At 29.4% G+C, this 21754-nt stretch carries 19 protein-coding genes; 2 read left to right on the plus strand and 17 right to left on the minus strand.

Annotated features, from left to right (window positions below; translation table 11 throughout):
* The first annotated feature begins 24 nt into the window (after window positions 1-24).
* Together pdxR and ACLGL0_RS05160 are read left to right on the plus strand one after the other, a co-directional pair.
* Window positions 25-1347, plus strand: a complete 1323-nt coding sequence (gene pdxR, locus ACLGL0_RS05155; RefSeq protein WP_411013888.1) for a MocR-like pyridoxine biosynthesis transcription factor PdxR — start codon at window positions 25-27, stop codon at window positions 1345-1347.
* An 8-nt stretch (window positions 1348-1355) separates the two neighbouring features.
* Window positions 1356-1760: a GNAT family N-acetyltransferase gene (locus ACLGL0_RS05160; RefSeq protein ID WP_411013889.1), complete on the plus strand. Its 405-nt coding sequence runs from the start codon at window positions 1356-1358 to the stop codon at window positions 1758-1760.
* A gap of 58 nt (window positions 1761-1818) precedes the next feature.
* Here the strand turns inward: ACLGL0_RS05160 and ACLGL0_RS05165 are convergent, their stop codons facing one another.
* The 17 genes from ACLGL0_RS05165 to ACLGL0_RS05245 form a co-directional block, all read right to left on the minus strand.
* On the minus strand, window positions 1819-3243 hold the full coding sequence (locus ACLGL0_RS05165) for a carbohydrate-binding domain-containing protein (RefSeq protein WP_411013890.1): 1425 nt from the start codon (window positions 3241-3243) through the stop codon (window positions 1819-1821).
* A 247-nt stretch (window positions 3244-3490) separates the two neighbouring features.
* Complete coding sequence (locus ACLGL0_RS05170; protein WP_411013891.1) at window positions 3491-4705, minus strand: sensor histidine kinase; 1215 nt, start codon at window positions 4703-4705, stop codon at window positions 3491-3493.
* A complete protein-coding gene (locus tag ACLGL0_RS05175) occupies window positions 4695-5375 on the minus strand; it encodes a response regulator transcription factor (RefSeq protein ID WP_411013892.1) in 681 nt (226 codons plus the stop codon). Before ACLGL0_RS05175 ends, ACLGL0_RS05170 begins: the two co-directional genes overlap by 11 nt.
* A gap of 95 nt (window positions 5376-5470) precedes the next feature.
* Window positions 5471-6199: a pyruvate formate-lyase-activating protein gene (gene pflA, locus ACLGL0_RS05180; protein WP_411013893.1), complete on the minus strand. Its 729-nt coding sequence runs from the start codon at window positions 6197-6199 to the stop codon at window positions 5471-5473.
* An 80-nt stretch (window positions 6200-6279) separates the two neighbouring features.
* Window positions 6280-8526, minus strand: coding sequence for a formate C-acetyltransferase (gene pflB / locus ACLGL0_RS05185; protein WP_411013894.1), 2247 nt, complete (start codon window positions 8524-8526; stop codon window positions 6280-6282).
* 376 nt (window positions 8527-8902) lie between these two features.
* A complete protein-coding gene (gene adhP, locus ACLGL0_RS05190; RefSeq protein ID WP_233056566.1) occupies window positions 8903-9916 on the minus strand; it encodes an alcohol dehydrogenase AdhP in 1014 nt (337 codons plus the stop codon).
* Between the two features lie 238 nt (window positions 9917-10154).
* Window positions 10155-11528 carry an aminopeptidase gene (locus tag ACLGL0_RS05195; protein WP_411013895.1) on the minus strand — a complete coding sequence of 458 codons (1374 nt, stop codon included), beginning with the start codon at window positions 11526-11528 and terminating at the stop codon, window positions 10155-10157.
* A 75-nt stretch (window positions 11529-11603) separates the two neighbouring features.
* Entirely contained in the window at window positions 11604-12875 is a 1272-nt protein-coding gene (locus ACLGL0_RS05200) for a DUF4097 family beta strand repeat-containing protein (RefSeq protein WP_411013896.1), read from the minus strand.
* On the minus strand, window positions 12868-13179 hold the full coding sequence (locus ACLGL0_RS05205; protein ID WP_314558989.1) for a PadR family transcriptional regulator: 312 nt from the start codon (window positions 13177-13179) through the stop codon (window positions 12868-12870). The genes ACLGL0_RS05200 and ACLGL0_RS05205 overlap by 8 nt, the downstream gene beginning before the upstream one ends.
* Before the next feature lie 659 nt (window positions 13180-13838).
* Window positions 13839-14756 carry a tRNA 2-thiocytidine biosynthesis TtcA family protein gene (locus ACLGL0_RS05210; RefSeq protein WP_411013897.1) on the minus strand — a complete coding sequence of 306 codons (918 nt, stop codon included), beginning with the start codon at window positions 14754-14756 and terminating at the stop codon, window positions 13839-13841.
* Between the two features lie 7 nt (window positions 14757-14763).
* Entirely contained in the window at window positions 14764-15246 is a 483-nt protein-coding gene (gene rlmH / locus ACLGL0_RS05215; protein ID WP_411013898.1) for a 23S rRNA (pseudouridine(1915)-N(3))-methyltransferase RlmH, read from the minus strand.
* 1 nt (window position 15247) lies between these two features.
* Window positions 15248-16036: an MBL fold metallo-hydrolase gene (locus ACLGL0_RS05220; RefSeq protein WP_411010172.1), complete on the minus strand. Its 789-nt coding sequence runs from the start codon at window positions 16034-16036 to the stop codon at window positions 15248-15250.
* A 102-nt stretch (window positions 16037-16138) separates the two neighbouring features.
* Window positions 16139-18775 carry a hypothetical protein gene (locus ACLGL0_RS05225; protein ID WP_411013899.1) on the minus strand — a complete coding sequence of 879 codons (2637 nt, stop codon included), beginning with the start codon at window positions 18773-18775 and terminating at the stop codon, window positions 16139-16141.
* A gap of 144 nt (window positions 18776-18919) precedes the next feature.
* Entirely contained in the window at window positions 18920-19144 is a 225-nt protein-coding gene (locus tag ACLGL0_RS05230; protein ID WP_411013900.1) for a putative Se/S carrier protein, read from the minus strand.
* Window positions 19144-19350, minus strand: a complete 207-nt coding sequence (locus ACLGL0_RS05235) for a sulfurtransferase TusA family protein (protein ID WP_411013901.1) — start codon at window positions 19348-19350, stop codon at window positions 19144-19146. Before ACLGL0_RS05235 ends, ACLGL0_RS05230 begins: the two co-directional genes overlap by 1 nt.
* Before the next feature lie 17 nt (window positions 19351-19367).
* Entirely contained in the window at window positions 19368-20471 is a 1104-nt protein-coding gene (gene yedE, locus ACLGL0_RS05240) for a YedE family putative selenium transporter (RefSeq protein ID WP_411013902.1), read from the minus strand.
* Window positions 20472-20475: 4 nt separating this feature from the next.
* Window positions 20476-21618 (minus strand): aminotransferase class V-fold PLP-dependent enzyme, encoded by a 1143-nt coding sequence (locus ACLGL0_RS05245; RefSeq protein WP_411013903.1) that lies wholly within the window; start codon window positions 21616-21618, stop codon window positions 20476-20478.
* Window positions 21619-21754 lie beyond the last annotated feature (136 nt).

A 21754-nucleotide genomic window follows, 5' to 3' on the forward strand; every position in this document is an offset into this window, starting at 1 on the left:
ATAATCTTTTTTTATGGTGCCAGAATGTTAATATTAAATAATGGAGTTCTCTATATTCAGATTTATGAATATTTTAAAACTGAAATAATAAACGGAACTTATAAAGCTCATACAAAGCTTCCAAGTAAGAGAAATTTAGCAAAGGAATATAAAATTTCATTAAACACTGTGGATAATGCCTATTCAAAACTAATAGAAGAAGGCTTTATTTACTCTAAAGAAAGACAGGGATTTTTTGTTTCGGATGTTGGAGAGCTTTATATTTTAGATAATAAACCAATTTATATAAAAACAGAAAATGAAAATATAGACTATGACTTTTCATATAGTGGTGTAAGCGAGGAATTTCCTTACAAGATATTTAAAAAAATCTCTTCAAATATTTTTGATAATAAAGACGTATTAGAAAAAGTTGAATATCAAGGATATCTTCCTCTTAGAATTCAAATAGCTGAATATCTAAACAAATCAAGAGGTTTTAGGACTGACGCTTCTCAAATTGTTATTTCAAGTGGTTCAGAATACCTTTTTCAAATTATTTTCAAATTAATTTCTGGAAAATTTGGAATTGAAGATCCAGGTTATAGTATGCTTTCAAATATAATGGATACAAATGATATTAAGTATAATCTTATTTCTGTTGATGAAAATGGAATGGATTTAAAAAAATTGAAAAAATCAGACTCAGATTTTTGTGTTCTAACACCTGCACATCAGTTTCCAACTGGTGTTATAATGAATATGCAAAGACGAGTTGAGCTTTTAAATATGAAAAAGATAAAATACATAATAGAAGATGATTATGATAGTGAGTTCAAATATTCAAAAAGGCCTGTCCCCGCTTTAAAATCAATTGATATCAATGATAAAGTAATATATATTGGCTCTTTTTCTAAGTCAATTTCTCCTAGCTTCAGAGTAAGTTTTATGGTTTTACCTTTTGATTTAGTCGAAAAATATAATAAGATTTTTAAATATTTTATCTGTCCTGTTTCAATTATGGTTCAAAAAATGCTAACAACTTTTATAGAGTCTGGAGAATTTGAGAAACATTTAAACAGAATGAGAAAAATTTATTCCAAAAAAAGACAATTATTAATGGATATGCTAAGTGAAAGAAAAGATATTACAATAAGAGGTGCAGATGCTGGACTTCATTTAGTTTTAGAGTATCCAAAATATTATAATGAAGAAGATATTGTAAAAAAAGCAAAAGAAAAAAAGATAAAGGTATATGGACTTAGCTCATACGGAACAAAAAGAGAAATTCCATCAATTTTATTAGGTTTTGCAACACTTAGTGACGAAAAACTAAGAGAGGGAATTAAATTGCTTTTAGAAATTTAGGAGGATTTATGGAATTAAGAAAATTCGATTTTAATGAATATTTAGAAGATATTAAGAGAATTTATAAATCAGCAAATTGGTTGGCATATCTAAAAGATGACGAAAAACTAAAAAGAGCTTTTAAAAATTCAATTTATCTTTTAGGTGCTTTTGAACAAAATAAATTAATTGGTTTTATTCGTTGTTTAGGAGATGGCGAGCATATAGTTATTGTTCAAGATTTGATTGTAGATTCCGACTATTACAGACAGGGAATTGGAACAAATCTGTTTAAAGCAGTTTCTGAAAAATATAAAGACGTAAGATCTTTTTGTCTTTTTACGGATATTCATGATATTAGAGATAATGAATTTTATAAATCTCTTGGAATGGTAAAAATTGAAGAAAGAGAAATTGTTTCATATATTAGATAAAAATAAAAGCTGTGAGTAATCACAGCTTTTTTTAAATCATCAGTTATTTTTTAGTCTATTATTTTTCATTAACTTTGGCAGATTTATAATTTAATTTGTCTAAGAAAACATCCAAAGTCTGATCTCCTGCCACTAATTTATATCTTTTATTTAGTCTAAAATCTTTTGTACTTAATATAACACTTTTATATTCAGAAGTTGGCTTATATTCAATTAAGGTTCTTCCAAAATCATCTATTAATTTTAAATTTTCTTTGGTGCTTTCAGGAAAATATAGTAAAACACTTCCTTGAGTTGATAAATCTCCAAAAGATTTAATTTTTGACTCACCACCAATTCCAACAAATGTTCCACCTGTTATTTTTGCATTGCCTTCATATCTAATTGCTGAATATTCATTATTTGAACCTTCAACAAAAGTTTCTCCACCTTCAATAGAGATGTCTCCCTTTGAATTTAGTCCATTTTTTTCAGAATAGACATTAACTTTTCCACCATTAATTCTTATATATAAAGTGTCTGTTTTGGTATCTTCTTTGCTACTAGCTAAAACCCCATCATCTTTCGAAACAACTCTTGTGTTTCCGCCTCTTATGTCTATGTTTTCACTTTCAATACCATTATCTTTACTTTTTATATTTATATTACCGTTATTTATAGTAATATTGGAATTTGAATTAATTCCATCTTTTCCGGCAAAAATATCAAAATCTCCATTTTGAATATACACTCTACCTTTATTTTCTTCACCGTCAACTTTTAAAGCAGTTCCATTATCTCCTGCTTTGATATAATATTTTCCATCAGCTATTGCTACAGAATTTTTAGAAGTTACAGAATTGCCTGAAGTTTCAAGTGCATATTTTCCATCTACAAAGACAACTTTATCTTGAGATACAATTCCTCTTCCATAAGATGAGAAAAGATTTAAAATACCTGTACCATTAAAACTTAAATCACTATTTGAAAAAATAACCGAATCCTTATTTTTATCTTTACCAAAATCACCCTTTAGTTCTAATTTATTATTAGTATTTGATGCAAGAGTTATTATAGTTTTACTAGCATTTTTTACTAAAATGGGACTTCCCTTTGAAGAAGTTATGGAAACTTCTTTTAATACCAGTCTAACTTTATCTTCATCCTTTGCATTAACTATAATTTGTCCTTCTTCAAGCACTCCAGTTAGAATGTAAGTTCCTTCCGAAGAGATTGTAATTATATTTCCAGATATACTAACATTTTCTGCTTTTAAATTATAAATATCATTTAAATCTAAAACTGTACTATTTTTTTCATCAACAATCGCATTATAATCATCATCGGTAAAAATATTTGACTTTGAATTTGACTTTGTTGTATTTATTTTCATATTTTGCATTGACTGTGGCTTTGAATTACTTGCATTTTTGCTACAAGCTACCAAAGAACCTGACAGTATTGCTAAACTAAATAATTCAACTACCAATTTATTAGCCCTCATATTTCCTCCTTATATTTTATACAAAAAATAATTTTATTCTTTTGTGTAAATACATTTTACTTAAGCAACCTTTAATCAACCTTAAATATATTTTTCTTAAAAAATATATTTGAATAAAAAATGATGTATAAGAAAAACACCTTTGTTTAATCAAAAAAGGAAAAGTAAGTATCAAAAACTTTTTTAATTATATAAAAAAGAGCTATTAATTTAATAATAGCTCTAATAAATACTTAATTTTATTCTTTTAAAATTTAACTGAAAAAATAATCTTTTTCCCGTCAAAACTATCTGCTGAAATTCTTCCTCTATGCTTTAAAACTATTGATTGAGCAATTGATAGCCCTATTCCATAACCACCAGTTTTACTATTTCTAGAACTATCTGATCTGTAAAATCTTTCGAAAAGCACATTATAGTTTTTAATTTCTAAATTATCTGCTTCATTTTCAATTGTAAAGACAATTCTCCTATTTTGTCTTGAAAGATTAACATTTATATCACTATTCTCTTTAGCATATTTAATAGAATTATCCAGTAGAATATTTATAACTTTTCTAATTAATTCTTCATTTCCCTTAAAAGAAATTCCTTTTTCTATATTAGCAACAATATTCTTATTCAAACTTAAAGCATAATCTTTAACATCAGTTACAGATTCACTTAATATATCAGAAAAAGAAAATTCAAATTTTTCTAATTCATCTGATTCATCAAGTTTAGTAAGTGAAATTAAATTACCAATAAGTTCATTTAACCTATTTACCTGTTTATGTATATTACCTGTCCATTTACATTCGCCATTTTCCATTTCAAGTACATCTGCACTCGTTTTTATTATTGCCAATGGAGTCTTTAGTTCATGACTTGCATCTGTAATAAAAGCATTTTGTTTTTTATACGCTTGAACCATTGGTCTAACAGCTTTTTTAGATAAAAGAAACGAAAATAATGCAACAAGAAATAAAACGACAATACCTATAATTATACTATTTCCTAGGTTTGAATAAATAACACCATAATCTTTTACAACATCTACAAAGGCAATAAGTTTTCCCTTACCTGTATCTTCAATTAAATATTTGAAACCTTTATAGAAACCTCTACTTTGACCTTTTGATAGAACAGTTTTCGCATATTCAACCGCTTCTTGGGCACTTGTAAAAAATACATCATCAGTATTAACAGTTATAATATTTTTTTGAACATCTGTTCTAACTGTAAAAAATCTATTTGAAATATTTTTTAAATATAATACCCTTTGATCATAATCACTATTTTCAACCATTGCAATCTTTGGCATAACACCATTATTTTCAACCAAAGTTTTTAATAATTCATCTGAATTTCTATTCAAATTATAAAAAATAGCAAAATTTACAAATCCGATAATTATTATAGTTACAATTGAAATAATACCAACTGAAAAATAGATAAACTTCTTCCTAAGTTTATTTTCCATTTATCTCCTCCAAAGAATATCCAACATTTCTTGTTACTTTTATTTCTACATCAGCTTCCATTTTTGCAAGTTTTTTTCTAAGATATGAGATATAAACCCAAACAACACTTATATCTGAATCTGAATCATATCCCCAAATTTTATCCATAAAAGTATCCGCTGAAATTATATTTGAAGGTGTTGACATTAGCATTTCCAACATTTGAAATTCCTTATTTGTAAGTTTAAAACTTTCTTTTTTAGAAGATAATTCAAAAGTTGTTCTATTCAAAGTAATATTTCCAAATGTTAAAACATTATCTGTAACATTGTCTTTTCTTCTAGTTATCGCTCTAAGTCTTGCAAGAAGTTCCTTAACTTCAAATGGCTTAGTAAGATAATCATCAGCTCCACTATCAAGTCCAATAATCTTATCATCAAGCTGTGATTTTGCTGTAAGCATAATTACTGGAATACTATTTCCATTTTCTCTAATTGTCTTTAAAACTGTGATTCCATCAACTTTCGGCATCATTATATCTAAAATAACGGCATCATAATTTTCAGCTTCTAAATAATTAAGAGCTTCTTCTCCGTCATAAACAACATCAACAGAATATTTATTTCCTTTTAAAATAGTACTTAGACCATCTGCCAAATCTATTTCATCTTCACAAATTAAAATTCTCATAAAATCACCTCGTGTTTTTATCTATACTATAACAGTATAACCTTAAAATAAATTAAAATCAAGTAAAAAAATCACTCGATTGAGTGATTTTAAAATTATATTAATTTTAATTTACTTCTTACATAACTTTCAAGCATAGCTGCTTTTTCTTTATTCATTGCAGGAACATCTTTAAGTTGATATTCTTTTCCGATTTCTTTGTATTTTTCAACACCCATAACATGATATGGTAATATTTCAACTCTTCCAATTTTATCCTTATATGGTTCAATTATCTCAACAAGTTTATCCATAGATTCCTTATTATCCGTAAAACCAGGAACCATAACATGTCTAAACCAGATTTTACCATTAAAATACTTATCAATATATTCTAAGAATTTATAAAAACCATCAATTTTTTGTTTTACCATTTCCATATAACCTTGATTGGAAAAACTTTTTACATCTAGTAAAATTGTATCTGTATTTTCTAAAATTTCCTTAAAATACTTTTCATTTCCATAACCACTAGTATCAATACAAGTATTATATCCATTTTCTTTTAATAGTTTTAGACTTTCTGCAAGAAACTCTCCTTGTAAAAGAGGTTCTCCCCCTGAAAAAGTTACTCCTCCATTACCCCTATAATATGTTTTGTATCTCATAGCTTTAGACAGCACAAAGTCAGGCGTTATCTCAGTACCGCCTTGCAATGCTTGAGTATCAGGGTTATGACAGTAAAGACATCTTAAAGGACAACCTTGTAAAAAGAAAATTGTTCTTATGCCCGGTCCGTCAACAAGCCCCATTGTTTCAATTGAATGCAACCTGCCTATTACCATAAAATCACCTTTTTAAAAATAATGTAGAAAAAACAAAGCAGGACAACCTGCTTTGTTTTATTTATCTAATTAGCAACTTATTAACAACCTTCATGGAATGTTCTGTGAATTACTTCCATTTGTTGTTCTTTAGTTAATCTGTTAAATCTAACTGCATATCCAGAAACACGAATTGTTAAGTTTGGATATTTTTCTGGATGTTCATAAGCGTCCATTAATGTAGCTCTATCAAGTACGTTAACATTTAAATGGAATGCTAATTGTTCAAAATAACCGTCCATTAAATTTGTTAAATTAACTTTTCTTTCATCTTCACTCTTTCCTAATGCTGTTGGAACTATTGAGAATGTATTTGAAATACCATCTTGACAACATCCTGCAAAAGGAATTTTTGCTACTGAGTTAAGTGATGCAATTGCACCTGTCTTATCCCTTCCATGCATTGGGTTAGCACCCGGTGCGAATGGTTCACCTTTCTTTCTTCCGTCAGGAGTAGTTCCTGTCTTTTTACCATAAACTACATTTGAAGTTATAGTTAAGATTGAAAGAGTATGTTCAGAATTTCTGTAAGTAGGAGTTTTTCTAAGTTCTTCCATAAATCCTTCGATAACTTCTACTGCAATTGAGTCAACTCTGTCATCATCATTTCCGTAAGTTGGGAAATCTCCTTCAATTTCAAAGTCAATAGCTAATCCGTTTTCATCTCTTATTGGTTTAACTTTTGCATATTTAATTGCACTTAATGAGTCTGCCACAATTGAAATACCTGCTACACCAAAAGCCATATATCTATGAACAAAAGTATCGTGTAGAGCCATTTGTCCAGCTTCATAAGCATATTTATCATGCATGTAGTGAATTGTATTCATTGTATTTACATAAAGTTTTGCAACTTTTTCTAAAACTAATTTGTAATTAGCATAAACTTTGTCAAAATCTAAAACTTCATCTTTGATTGGTTCAATTCCATCTAAAACTTTGATTAAAGAACCATCTTTTGCTCTCTTCATTTCATCAACGCCACCATTAATAGCATAAAGAAGTGATTTAGCAAGATTTGCTCTAGCTCCAAAGAATTGCATTTGTTTACCAATTACCATTGAAGATACACAACAAGCTATTGCATAGTCATCTCCATGAACTGGTCTCATTGCATCATCATTTTCATATTGTAATGAACCTGTTTGAATACTCATTTTTGAGCAATAATTTTTCCATCCTTCTGGTAAATCTAAACTCCAAAGAACTGTCATATTTGGTTCTGGTGAAGAATCTAAATTAGTTAAAGTGTGTAAAATTCTAAAAGCAGTTTTAGTAACTAATGTTCTTCCATCAACTCCCATACCACCTAGTGATTCAGTAACCCAAGTAGGATCTCCTGCGAATAATTCATCATATTCTGGAGTTCTTAAATGTCTCATCATTCTAAGTTTCATAACGAATTGATCTATTAATTCTTGTGCTTCACTTTCAGTTAATGTACCTTCATCAATATCTCTCTTAATATAGATATCTAAGAATCCGCCATTTCTACCAAGGCTCATTGCAGCTCCATTATTTTCTTTAACAGCTGCTAAGTAAGCAAAGTATAACCATTGAATAGCTTCTTTAGCATTTTTAGCTGGAACAGAAATATCATATCCATATTCCATAGCCATTTTCTTCATTTCATCTAAAGCTCTATATTGTTCAGAAAGTTCTTCTCTTAGTCTGATTATATCTTCTGAAGCTAATTCTTTTTCTAATTTTTTGTATTCATTTAATTTATCTTCTCTTAATCTGTCAATTCCATAAAGAGCAACTCTTCTGTAATCTCCGATGATTCTACCACGTCCGTATGCATCTGGAAGACCAGTTAAAAGACCAACAGTTCTTGCTTTTCTCATGTCAGAAGTATAAGCATCAAATACTCCTTGGTTATGAGTTTTTCTGAATTGATTGAAATATTTTTCAATTGTTGGATCCATCTTTAATCCATAAGCGTCTAAAGAATTAGTAACCATTCTATATCCACCGTAAGGATTTACAATTCTCTTCATTGGTTCATCAGTTTGAAACCCAACGATTAATTCATTTTCTTTATCTAAGTAACCAGCTGGAAAATTATTAATTCCAGAAACTCTTGTAGTATCAACTTTAACAGTTTTTGTTCTAACTTCTTCTAAGATTAAGTCTTCAGCTTTTTTCCATAAGTTTTTAGTTCTTTCTGTTGGTTCAGCTAAGAAACTTTCATCTCCTTCGTAAGGTGTATAATTTAATTGAATGAAATCTCTAGTGTCGATATTTTCACTCCAGTTTCCTTTTTTAAAACCTCTCCATGCGTCCATAAAATCATCTCCTCTATTTTTTCATCATTATGTAAATATTTTTGGTTTCTATATAAATAGTATATACCCAACATAAGTTTCAGTCAGTGATTAAAATCACAAAAACAAATATTTTTTGACTTTTTCAATCATTTTCATATATTTTCTTTAATTTCAATAAAATTATTTAAATATAGCTAAAAACCTAAATAGTATAGATTATATAAATTTTGAACATCGTTTTCATAAAAAGGTAAAAACATATTGATATTTTTAACAATTATGCTATATCGCAATATAGTAAATACATTATATTTATTGCTAAAACAAATGTTTAATTGTATTTTAAAATTTGTACAAAAAAAGAGGCTTATGCCTCTTTTTTGTTCTTTATTTCTTACATTTTCATATCAATAACCATACGTCCTGTAATTACTCCATCTTCCATTTCTTTGAAAATTGCTGGAGCATCTTCTATTGGACGTTTTTTAACAACTGGAACAACTAAACCTTCAGCACCAAATTGGAAAGCTTCTTCTAAGTCTTTTCTTGTTCCTACAAGAGAACCTATAATTTCAATACCGTCAAGAACAGTTTTAACGATAGATACATCCATAGTTTCTGAAGGTAAACCAACAGCCACAACTATACCTGCTGCTCTAACAGAATCAATTGCTTGGTTGAAAGCTACTTTTGAAACTGCAGTAACAACTGCTGAATGACAACCACCTGTTTTTTCTTTAATTACTTCAACTGGATTTTCTTTAAGTCCATTGATTACTATATCAGCTCCACATTCTTTAGCAAGCGCAAGTTTATCGTCGTTAATATCTACAGCGACAACATGAGCATTAAAAACTTTTTTAGCATATTGAACTGCTAGATTTCCAAGACCACCTGCACCGTATATAACAATCCATTGACCTGGTTTTAATTTAGCAGCTTTTATAGCAGCATAGCAAGTAACTCCTGCACAAGTAATACTACTTGCTTGAGCTGGATCTAATCCATCAGGAACTTTAACAGCATAATCAGCAGTTACGATACATTGTGTTGCCATTGCGCCGTCAACAGAATATCCTGCATTTTTAACAGTTCTACAAAGTGTTTCTTTTCCAGTATTACAATATTCACAATATCCACATCCTTCAAAGAACCATGCAACGCTTACTCTATCTCCAACTTTTAAGGATTTAACACCTTCGCCAAGTTCTTTTACAATACCAATTCCTTCATGTCCTAATACACGTCCTGGAACTTTCCCAAAATCACCTTTTGCAACATGCAAGTCAGTATGACAAACACCGCAGTATTCAATGTCAATTAAAGCTTCTCCATAACCTGGTTTTCTAATTTCTCTCTCAACTACTTCAACACCAGTACCTTCTTTGTTAACAACTACAGCTTTCATAAAAAACCTCCTTTTAAAATATAATTAATGACTCATAAAAATTTAATAATTACATAATAATTATAAAATTTTTGAATTATTTCTTTTTACAGGCTTATTATAACTCTACAAAAAATTCTTGTCAAGATATTTTAACAAAATAATTTAAAGATTTTTTTATCTATCGTAATTCTATTAAATAATATATACTAAGAGATAAAAAAACACCTACTAGATTGTTATCTGTAGGTGTAATTTATTATAACATAAATGCCTTATATGCTTTGTAACTCATATAAATATCTACTTTACTTGTAACTTCATAAGGTGAGTGCATACTTAATGTAGCAGGACCTGCATCTAAAACTTCTGCCCCATATTTTGCAAGAAGTAATGCGATTGTTCCACCACCACCTTGGTCAACTTTACCAAGTTCTGCAGTTTGCCATACAACATTATGTTCTTTAAATACATTTCTAACTTCTGCTAAAAATTCAGCATTAGCATCGCTTGAACCGAATTTTCCACCACTTCCAGTATATTTGCAAATTGAAATACCTGAGCCTATTACAGCTGCATTCATTGATTCACAAACATCAGGGAAATCAGGATCTAATCCTGCTGCAACGTCAGCTGATAATACTTTTGAATTTTTTAATGAACGATTAACTTTAAGTTGACAAAAATCTCCTTCTAAATTTACAAGTTCAGTCATTGTATTTTCCCAGAAATATGAAGCCATACCTGTATTACCCATTGAGCCAATTTCTTCTTTGTCCATGAATAATCCACAAGCTGTTCTCTTTGGATTTTCGATTTCGAAAATAGCACGCATTGTTGTGAAAGCACAAACTCTATCATCTTGACCATATCCAATAACCATTGATCTATCAAGACCTAAGTCTCTAGCTTCTCCAGCAGGTACGATTTCTAGTTCAGCAACTCTGAAATCTTCTTCTTCAAAATTATATTTTTCTTTTATTAATTTTAGAATGTTTTCTTTAACAGCATCTTTTTCAGTATCTTTTAAAGGAATATTTCCTATAAGAATATTCATTTGTTCTCCAACAAGAGCTTCACGAGCTGTTTTAGCTAATTGATTTTTAGATAAGTGAATTAATAAGTCTGTTACACAAAATACGGGATCATCCTTATCTTCACCAATGTGTACTTCTATTTTTTCTCCAGCTGAATTATAAATAACTCCATGAATTGCTAGAGGAATTGTAGCATATTGATATAATTTAACTCCACCATAGTAGTGAGTTTTCATTTTTGTTAAATTATTTGCTTCATACAAAGGATTTTGTTTAATATCTAAACGTGGGCTATCAATATGTGCTCCAACAATATTTAATCCATTTTCTAATGGTTCACTTCCCATTACAAATAAAGCTACTGATTTATTTTTATGGTTTAAATAGAATTTATCTCCTGCTTTGAATTTTTCTCCAGACTTAAAAAGTTCTTCTAAATCTCTAAATCCATGTTCTTTAGCTTGACGGATAATTTCTGAACAAGCAAGTCTTTCAGTTTTTGAAACTGATAAAAACTTTTTGTAGTCTTCTGAAAAACTAAAAACTAAATCTTTTTCTGCATCTTCAATTTGTAACCATGCACTTTTATTTAACATAACCTTCCTCCTAATATAAAAATTTCAACAAGACAATTATAACATAAATATGTTTATAATTAAATAACTAGCAAGCTATCTTATAGTAACTTTTCCTGCTTGACATTCAATCTTCATGTTAACATCTGAATTTCTGTTTTTTCTTCCTTGTTTTCCAAAACCCATAAAAGATTCCCCAAAAATTCTTACACTTCCCATACCAACATTATACTCGTATTCAATCTCTCCATACATTTTTTCAACATCAAGTGTAGCATTTCCTGCATTTACATTAAGTTCAAACATATCTTCGTATTCAACTTCGCCTTTAACATTTCCTGCATTTACTTCAACATCAAAGTTTTTAACTTCAAGATCATTTATATTTACATTTCCTGCATTTACTTGTAAATCGAATTTTTCAAGTTCCAATCCGTTGATTTTGAGATTTGTAGCATTGATTTCTCCTGAAATTGATATATCATCTGGAATATAAATAATAAGAGAAGAATCCTTGATAAAATCATCATCTATCATAATTCCATTTTTATCAAGTTTTCCAACTAAACCCTTATTGTAAATCTTTAATCTATTTTCATTCTTATTACAATATATTTTTGTTCTCTTTATATTTCTTGCCTTTACTCTAACAAGATTGTCATCACTTTTCTCAAATTTTACATTTAATGCATTTAAGTCAACATCTATATATTTAATACCATCAAAAAATGTATCCATATTTTCATTTGAATAGTCCATTTCGTCCTCCTCATAAATTTCATAATCTTCATCTTCACTAGGTTGATATTTAACTCTTACATATTTTTTAGTGTATTTACCTGGATTTTTTGAAATATCATTAATCAACATTTTATATAGTCCTTTTATCAACCATACAAAAATATATAATAAAATAATAAATCCTATAATCTTCACACCCCAAGCAAGAACTGACTCTAAACTAAAAATAATTGAAAACGGCAAAGTAATCAAAGAAATTATTAATCTCACAACCAAATACGCAATCCAAAATACCAAGAAAAGACTACAGATTACAAAAATTGGAACTAATAATGGTAATATTGGAAAAGATAAAATTCCAAGTCCAAAAAGAGAGAACTTTTTCCAAAAGCTTCCATTTTTCTTTCCGTTTCTTTCATTTCTCTCTTCATCAATTTCAATATCTTCTGCTAAAATTTCCATTGCGATTTTTTTGGGATTTCCAAAACTTTCAGGAACTTCATCATCAAGACCTATTCCTTGTTCATCAAACATTTCATTGTAAAAATTCTCAACATTCTGTCTTTCTGTACTAGATATATTTTTTAGATAAGACATAAGTTTTTTCATAAAAGTTCTTCTATTCATCATTACCTCCAACAATCTGATTTACCTGCTTAACATATATATTCCATTTTTCCTTATTAAAATTTAAAACATCTCGACCTGCTACCGTTATACGATAATATCTTCTGTTTCTACCATCAAAAGCGACATCATAACTTTCCAAAAGACCATTTTTTAAAAGCCTTCTCAATACTGGATAGAGTGTTGATTCTGAAATCTCAATGGTAGCCATAAGTTTCTGAGTAATTTCATAACCATAGGTATCACTTCTGTTAACTATTGCCAAAACACAAAAGTCTAGTATTTCTCCTTGAATCGAAAACATAACTACTCCTTTCATAATTATTATTAAGTTACATATATTATACAACGTATAATATCATATGTCAACAAGATAAAGTAATTTTGTTGTTTATTTTCTTTTAACGTCTAGCCACTAAACGAAGTTATTCTCCTTATACGTCATTTCGACCGTAACGGAACGAAGCGTAGCGAAGTAGAGTGTAGCGGAGAAATCTCATAGTTTTGCTTATGAATAAGCAAAACTAAAATGTATCGTAGATACATAAAAAGTATTTTTTATTTCTTTCAGAAATATTATTGTTTGTAAACAAACAATAATTGAGATCTTTCGACTTCGTTTCACTTCGCTCAAGATGACGTGTTAGGGGCTTTTCTCTGCAAAGTAATTTGACGTGAACTATTATTATTTATACAAATTTTAGTGATTTCAATTTTATTAAATTATTTAAATTTAATCAAATATATATTTTTTAAGTTTTTTTCCCACTAACGTCTAGCTACTAAACGAAGATTTCTCTATGTACGTCATCTTGAGCGAAACGTAGCATAGCGAAGTGCAGTCGAAAGATCTCATAGTTTTGCTTATGATTAAGCAAAACTAAAATGTATCGTAGATACATTAAAAATTTCCATAAAAAAACAGCGAATTAAAAAATTCACCGTTTAAATATTTTTATTTAATTATTCATAAAACGGATTGTCGTTTTCGTATTTTTCGTTGAAATCAACTTTACGTCCATTAATTTCATATCCCAATAGTAAATTAATATTTACATTTTCAGCTGCTCTAAAGATTGAACTGTCGACATTTTTAAAGTCTTTTTTTAAATTTTCTATTAAATCCTTTATCTGATATCTTTTATTTCCAATTTTTTTAGCCGCAACCATACAAGCACAATTTAAAGGCATAAGTCCCGTTGACTTCATCCATCTTATTATATATTCTTCTTCTATAAGATATAATGGTCTTATTATTTCCATATCTTCAAAATTTTTCGCTTTTAGTTTAGGTGGCATTGTCTTAAAACTTCCTGCACATAGTAAGTTGAGCATTGTTGTTTCAATAACATCATTAAAATGATGACCTAATGCCAATTTGTTACAACCAAGTTCTTTAGCTTTTGCATATAGTGAACCTCTTCTCATTCTCGCACACATATAGCAAGGATAATCTCCTGCAATTTTATCTGCCACTGCAAAAATATCTGCTGGATAGTAAGTAAGAGGAATATCTAAATATTTTGCATTTTCTAAAAGTAACTCTTTTATAGATGGATGATAACCCGGATCCATTGCAATAAATTCAAGTTCAAAATTATCTTTTCCATTCTTTTTAAGCTCTTGAAAAAGTTTTGCCATAATCAAGCTATCTTTTCCACCTGAAATTGCAACTGCAATCTTGTCTCCGTCTTCTATTAAATTGTATTCTTTAATCGCCTTTACAAATTTAGACCAAACATTTTTTCTATATCTCTTAATCAGCGACCTTTCAATATCTTTTAAATCAGCTCTTTCATTCTCTGGAAAAAGAACTGGACAAGTAGCCTGTAAATTATTCTCTCTATTTTCCATTATATCTTTTATTTCCTTGTTTTCCATATTTCTCCTATTTATGATATATTTGATTATTCATAATTTTAAAAGCTCTGTAAATTTGTTCCAATAAAACAACTCTAAAAAGTTGGTGTGGGAGTGTGAATTTTGAAAAAGAGAGTTTAAAATTACTTCTTTGTTTTATTTCATCTCCAAGTCCTAAACTTCCACCGATTACGAATACAAATTTCGAATTTCCATCATTCATTTTTTCCTCTAGAAATTTTGAAAAGTCTTCACTATCTATTGATTTTCCTAAAATTTCAAGAGTTATGACAAAATCAGAATCTGAGATTTTTCCTAGAATTCTTCCCTCTTCTTTTTTTAATACATTTTCAATTTCCAATTTACTTGGTGTTTGTGTCATAATTTTTTCTTCAGGAATTTCTATTATTTCTATTTTTGAAAAGGCAGAAATTCTTTTTTTATACTCTTCACAAGCATCTTTAAAAAATTTTTCGGAGAGCTTTCCAACACATAAAATTTTAATATTCATATTACACTTCCGTTATACTGCTATTGTCAAATCTCTTTGCAACTTCTAAATTCGTATATTGTATTAGATTTTCTTTATTTAAAATTCCAAAAACTTCGTCATAAGCAAGTTTTTCTTCATTATTTGTTTCACTTAAATGACCAAGATATACTTTTTTACATTTATCGGTTACAACTTCTGATAACACATTTCCACTTGTAACATTTGAAATATGTCCAAATTCTCCTAAAATTCTCTGTTTTAAATTATAGTCATAAGGACCATTCTTAAGCATATCTAAATCATGATTTGCTTCAAAATAAAAAATCTTTGACCCTTTAATCTTTTCTTTCATATGATTTGTAATTATTCCTGTATCAGTCAAAAGACTAACTTTTCCATAGTCAGTATTAAATACAAATCCCATTCCTCTAGCACAATCATGTGAAATTTCTAAGGTATATAAATCAAAAAGAGAAAATCTGTGCTTCTTTTCAGTGCCGATAACAACAATATTTTCATCTTTAATTTTACCTAATTTTGATGCTCCAGCTCTTAAAGTTTCAACATTACTACAAATCTTAATATCATAACGTCTAGAAAGAACTCCCGCTCCTCTAATATGATCAATATGTTCATGAGTTAAAAATATTAAATCAATTGTACTTGGATCAATTCCTAAAATTTTAAGATTGCTTTCAATTTTCTTTCCACTAAAACCCGCATCTATTAAATATCTTCTATTATCAACTTCTAAAAAGCAACAATTTCCATCACTTCCACTAAAAAGCGGACAAAATCTTAAGCCCATACTTCCTCCATTCATACAAGCTTTATTTTAACATATTTTTGACAAAAAATCCAAAATTTTACATAAAAAAGTCATCTTGAGTTTCAAGATGACTTAATATTTTTATTTCTCTTCAACTGAAGGTGGATAACCAAAACCTACTGGTGAATGTTGACAATATGTTTCAATCCATTCTTCAAGTGTTGAAATTTTCTTGTATCCAACACTATCCATTACTTTTCCATCTCCAATGTATATTCCAACATGTCCATAAATTTTACCCATTCTACTCCCACTACTGCTACTTTCAACAGCAACAAGCATTCCTAATTTTAAATCAGCTATATCTGAAGTAAATGTGTGTTTTCTATACATGTCATTAGCATTTCCACCTATATATCCAAGTCCTGCATTTCTATAAACGGTTGAAACCCATCTTGCACATAAATTCGGTCCTGGAGAACTTGTATTGTGTGCAGCTTCTACTATTCTTCTTTGAACTTCTTCAGAAGCAGAATAGACCTTATTATTTCTTTTGTATTTTCCATTTACAAATTCCTTTTCACCATTGCCATCAACAGCTTTACCAGTAAATTTTTTACCTTCTCTAAAAAAGAACCCGTCATTACCGTCGTCATACCAACCATTAGCTGGAAGATTCTTTTCATCATAAAAAATTCCATTTACATAAACTTGGCCTTTTGCTTCAACACCATCTTTATATAATTTACCTTCATAGAATCCATTTGCATATTTACCTTCTACAAAGTATCTTTCTCCGTTTCCATCAACTCCATAGCCAGTAAATTTTTTACCATCTTTAAAGAAGTACCAAGCAGTGCCATCATCACACCACCAATTAGCTAGTTTTCCATCTTTGTAATAGATATTGTCTACATATCTACTTGCATATTTACCATTGAAAAATTGCATTTCGCCATTGCCATCAACAGCTTTGCCAGTGAATTTTTTTCCATCTTTAAAGAAATACCAAGCATTTCCGTCATCAAACCAACCATTTGTTGGTTTTCCTTCATAACAGAAAATACCATCAACATAGGTATTTGCATATTTTCCATTTGAAAAGTACATTTTACCATTGCCATCTACTCCAAGACCAGTAAATTTTTTACCATCTTTAAAGAAATACCAAGCAGTGCCATCATCATACCACCAATTAGCTAGTTTCCCGTTAACATAAAAAATATCATTTATATATATTTTTTCAGTTGTTTCTACTCCGTCTTTATATAATTTGTCATTATAGATTCCATTTGCGTATTTTCCGTTTACAAAGTATCTTTCTCCGTTTCCGTCAACACCTAATCCAGTAAATTTTTTGCCATCTTGGAAGAAATACCAAGCAGTGCCATCATCACACCACCAATTTGCAATTTTACCATCTTTGTAATATATATTGTCTATATATCTATTTGCATATTTTCCATTGAAAAATTGCATTTCACCATTGCCATCAACAGCTTTTCCGGTTAATTTTTTACCGTCTTTGAAGAAATACCATGCTGTACCATCATCATACCAGCCACTAACAACTTTTCCATTTACATAGAAAACATCATTTATATAAGTTTTTTCAGTGGTTTCAACTCCATCCTTATAGAACTTACCTTCATAATCACCATTTGCATACTTTCCGTTTACAAAGTATCTTTCTCCATTTCCGTCAACACCAAATCCATTATGTTTTTTACCGTCTCTAAAGAAATACCAAGCAGTTCCGTCGTTAAACCACCAATTTCCTAGTTTTCCATCTGAATAAAATAGACCTCTTATATATCCTCTGGCATATTCTCCATTTATAATATATTTTTCTTCATCTTCTTCTTTTATAGTTCCTGTAAATTTTTTACCTTCTTTAAAGTAAAATTTTTTTATACCATCGAATTGCCATCCATTAACAGGTACTCCATATGCATAAAAAATATCATTTGCATATCCGTAGGCATATCGCCCATTTACAATATACTTGTTTATTTTTCCAATTTGTATAAATCCAGTAAATTTTTTACCTTCTTTAAAGTAAAATGTAATATCTTCATCTTCATACCAACCATTTGCAGGTTTCCCTTTTACATAGAAAACACCATTTACATAAATATTTCCAGAAGTTTCGACTCCATCCTTATAGACCTTACCTTCATAAACACCATTTGCATATTTTCCATTTACAAAGTATCTTCTTCCGTTTCCATCAACAGCTTTACCAGTGAATTTTTTTCCGTCTCTAAAGAAATACCAAGCAGTTCCGTCATTAACCCACCAATCTCCTAGTTTTCCATCTGAATAAAATAGACCTTCTATATATCCTTTGGCATATTCACCATTTATAACATATTTTTCTCCATCATCTTCTTTAATAGTTCCTGTAAATTTTTTACCTTCTTTAAAGTAAAATTCTTTTATACCATCATATTTCCATCCATTATAAGGTGATCCATAGTCATAAAAAATACCATTTGCATATCCGTAGGCATATAGCCCATTTACAACATACTTGTATCTTTTTCCAATTTGTATATATCCAGTAAATTTTTTACCATCCTTAAAGTAATATATAGTTTTTTCATATATATACCAACCATTTGCAGGTTTCCCATTTACATAGAAAATATCATCATTATAAACTATTTTTTTATCATTATTTGCTGATTCTTCAGCAAAATGATTACTACTAACTCCAAAATTTAAAGCTAGTACTAAAGAAAAAAGTACTAAACTTGATTTTTTAAATACTCTCATTTTTCCCTCCTAAAAATATAAATCCTTTTGCTATTATATATTAAGAAAATAAAAATGTCAATTGTAAAAAATCTATAATTATTTATGCGAAATATTAAATATACACACAAAAAAGTCATCTTGAATTTCAAGATGACTTAATATTTATATTTCTTCACAGTCTTCCCATTCTATATCTTCTGTTTTTAAAAGTTCTAACATTTGATTTTTAAGCTCTGGACTACATTCCCATGCAATTCCACATCCTGCTGATAGAACTCTTGGAACTGGTACAAGTTTTCCTTGAATGTTATTTTCTTTACATGCACTTTCAGTTGCCATTGCCTCTGCAGAAGTATAAAATGTTATATACAGCTTAGTTTCTTTCATTATTCAACAGTTATTTCATAGTCTAGGCCAACTTCTTGAACAGAAACTTTTTTGCCTTGACTATTTGCATAATGAGTAATATTTTTTACAACATGAGCTTCACTAGCTAATACTTTGTATGTTTCTTCTTTATTTTCTTTAAGAGCATCTTGTAAAATTAAAACTGGTTCTGGACAAGATAATCCTCTAACGTCTAATTCTTTCATATTAATCTCCTTAAATCTTATCTAGTTTTTTCTTTCTTTAATCCTAAGAAAGCTATGATAAATAAAACAAATATTGAAGCAACAACAAATATTTGTCCATTTAATCCTGGACCACCTGCTACAGCCTTAATTCCTTTTGCTGCATTTTCAGCTACTGCTGAAGCACCAGCTAATTTAAAGTTATGAGCTAAAGCTGCTCCAACAAACATTCCTAGAACTGTGATAACTGAATCTGATGATCCTGTTCCAGCAAGAACTAATTGTCTTAAAGGACAACCACCAAGTAATACAGCACAGAATCCTACTGCATACATTGATAAGATATTCCAAACTGTTTGAGCATGAGCTATTGGTCCGAAAGCAACGAATTTAAAGTTGTTTGTTGCTATATTATAAACTAACATAACTATAAAAATACCACTAACTACTGAGAATAATCTAAAATCTTTTAGTAAGATAATATCTCTTATTGAACCAGCAAAACACATTCTACTTTTTTGAGCAATTACACCAAATAAAAGACCTACTCCAAGTGAAGCATACCAAATTGCATGAACACTTCCTGGACCTTTTTCACTAAATGCATAAAGTGAAGGAACTGCTATAACTAAAGCAAATAGAACTGCTACAACTAATGGGAAAGCATACCCATTTTCTTTTTTGGTTGTATAAGCTCTTCCTAAACTGAAGCCTTTTCTTAAGAAATAAGCACCAGTAGCAATACCTGCAACAAATCCTACAAGTCCTACATATGCACTAATGTCCCCTGCTGACATTCTTAAGATCATTCTTAAAGGACATCCTAAGAATACTAGAGCACATACCATCATTATTACACCTAAGAAAAATCTTATAACTGGTGAAGAACCAGCTGTTGATCTGTATTCTTTAGTGAATATTGAAATTAAAAATGAACCAATAATAATTCCTACAATTTCTGGTCTAAAATATTGAACCACTTCCGCATTGTGGAACTTCATAGCTCCTGCAGTATCTCTGATAAAACAAGCTATACAGAAAGCCATATTTTTTGGATTGCCTAAATATGCAAGTAATGCTGCTCCCAAACCTGCAATAATGCCTAATGTGAACAATCCTTTTTTTGTGTTAAAAAAACGCATTTGATTACCTCCTATCATTAATAATTTTTTTAATCGCGTTTATAGCAAGCTCAATCTCTTCATCTGAATTTGAATGAGAAAAGCTAAATCTAACCATACCTTGTTCAACAGTCTCTAGCGCTTTGTGTATAAGAGGCGCACAATGAGCTCCTGGTCTTGTTGAAATTTTAAACTCTTCATATAACATACTACTTACTTCTGAAGAATCCATATCTGAAATATTTAAAGAAACTATTGGCGCTCTATATTCTGTTTCAAAATCTCCATAAATTTTTACTTCCGGTAATTTACTTACTCCATCATAAAATTTTCTTGAAAGCTCCAATGCTCTTTTTGTTAAATTTTCCATCTTATTTCTTAAAATATATTCAATAGATACATGTAATCCTGCAATTCCATGTGCATTTAGTGTTCCAGCTTCAAGTCTTGTAGGCATTTTATCAGGTTGAAACTCATCATAGCTATGAGTTCCGCTACCTCCAACAATTAGAGGTCTTATGTAAATTTCTTCTCTAACGCAAAGCACTCCAACTCCCTGAGGTGCAAGCATAGATTTATGTCCTGTAAAGCAGAGCACATCAATATTCATTTCTTTCATATCAATATTGAAAGCTCCAGCAGTTTGTGATGCATCAACAACAAAAATAAGATTATTTTCTCTACAAAAATTTCCAACTTTTCTTATATCAGTTATATTACCTGTAACATTTGATGCATGTGTTAAAACTATCCCTTTTGTATTTGCTTTTATTAATTTTGAAAGCTCATCTAAATTAAGAACTCCATTTTCAAATACATTTATATAACTTACTTCAGCTCCCTTTGCTCTTAAATAATTAATAGGTCTTAAAACTGAATTATGTTCAGCAACAGAAGTTATTATATGATCTTTTTCCGAAAACAATCCATTAATTGCAATATTTAAACTTTCTGTAGCATTTTTTGTGAAAACTACTTGACGAGAATTACCAACATTAAACATTTTTGCTAATTTTTTTCTTGTATCAAATACTACTCTATCAGCACTTAGACTCTCTTCATAAACTCCACGAGAGGAATTTCCAAAGCTTTTTAGCGCATCAACAACTGCATCAATAACTTCAGCTGGTTTGTTTTTTGTAGTAGCTGCATTATCAAAATAAATCATAAATCCTCCTTCGTGAACTAGAAATTATACTTATAATTAAATATAAACACCACAAAACGCATAAAAACTTATTTATCTATATTTATAAATCAAAAGCCTTTATGCTGTAATAGCAATATATTCACCACATAACGTA

The organism is Parvimonas pharyngis (genome assembly GCF_046569675.1).
Lineage (GTDB): Bacteria > Bacillota > Clostridia > Tissierellales > Peptoniphilaceae > Parvimonas.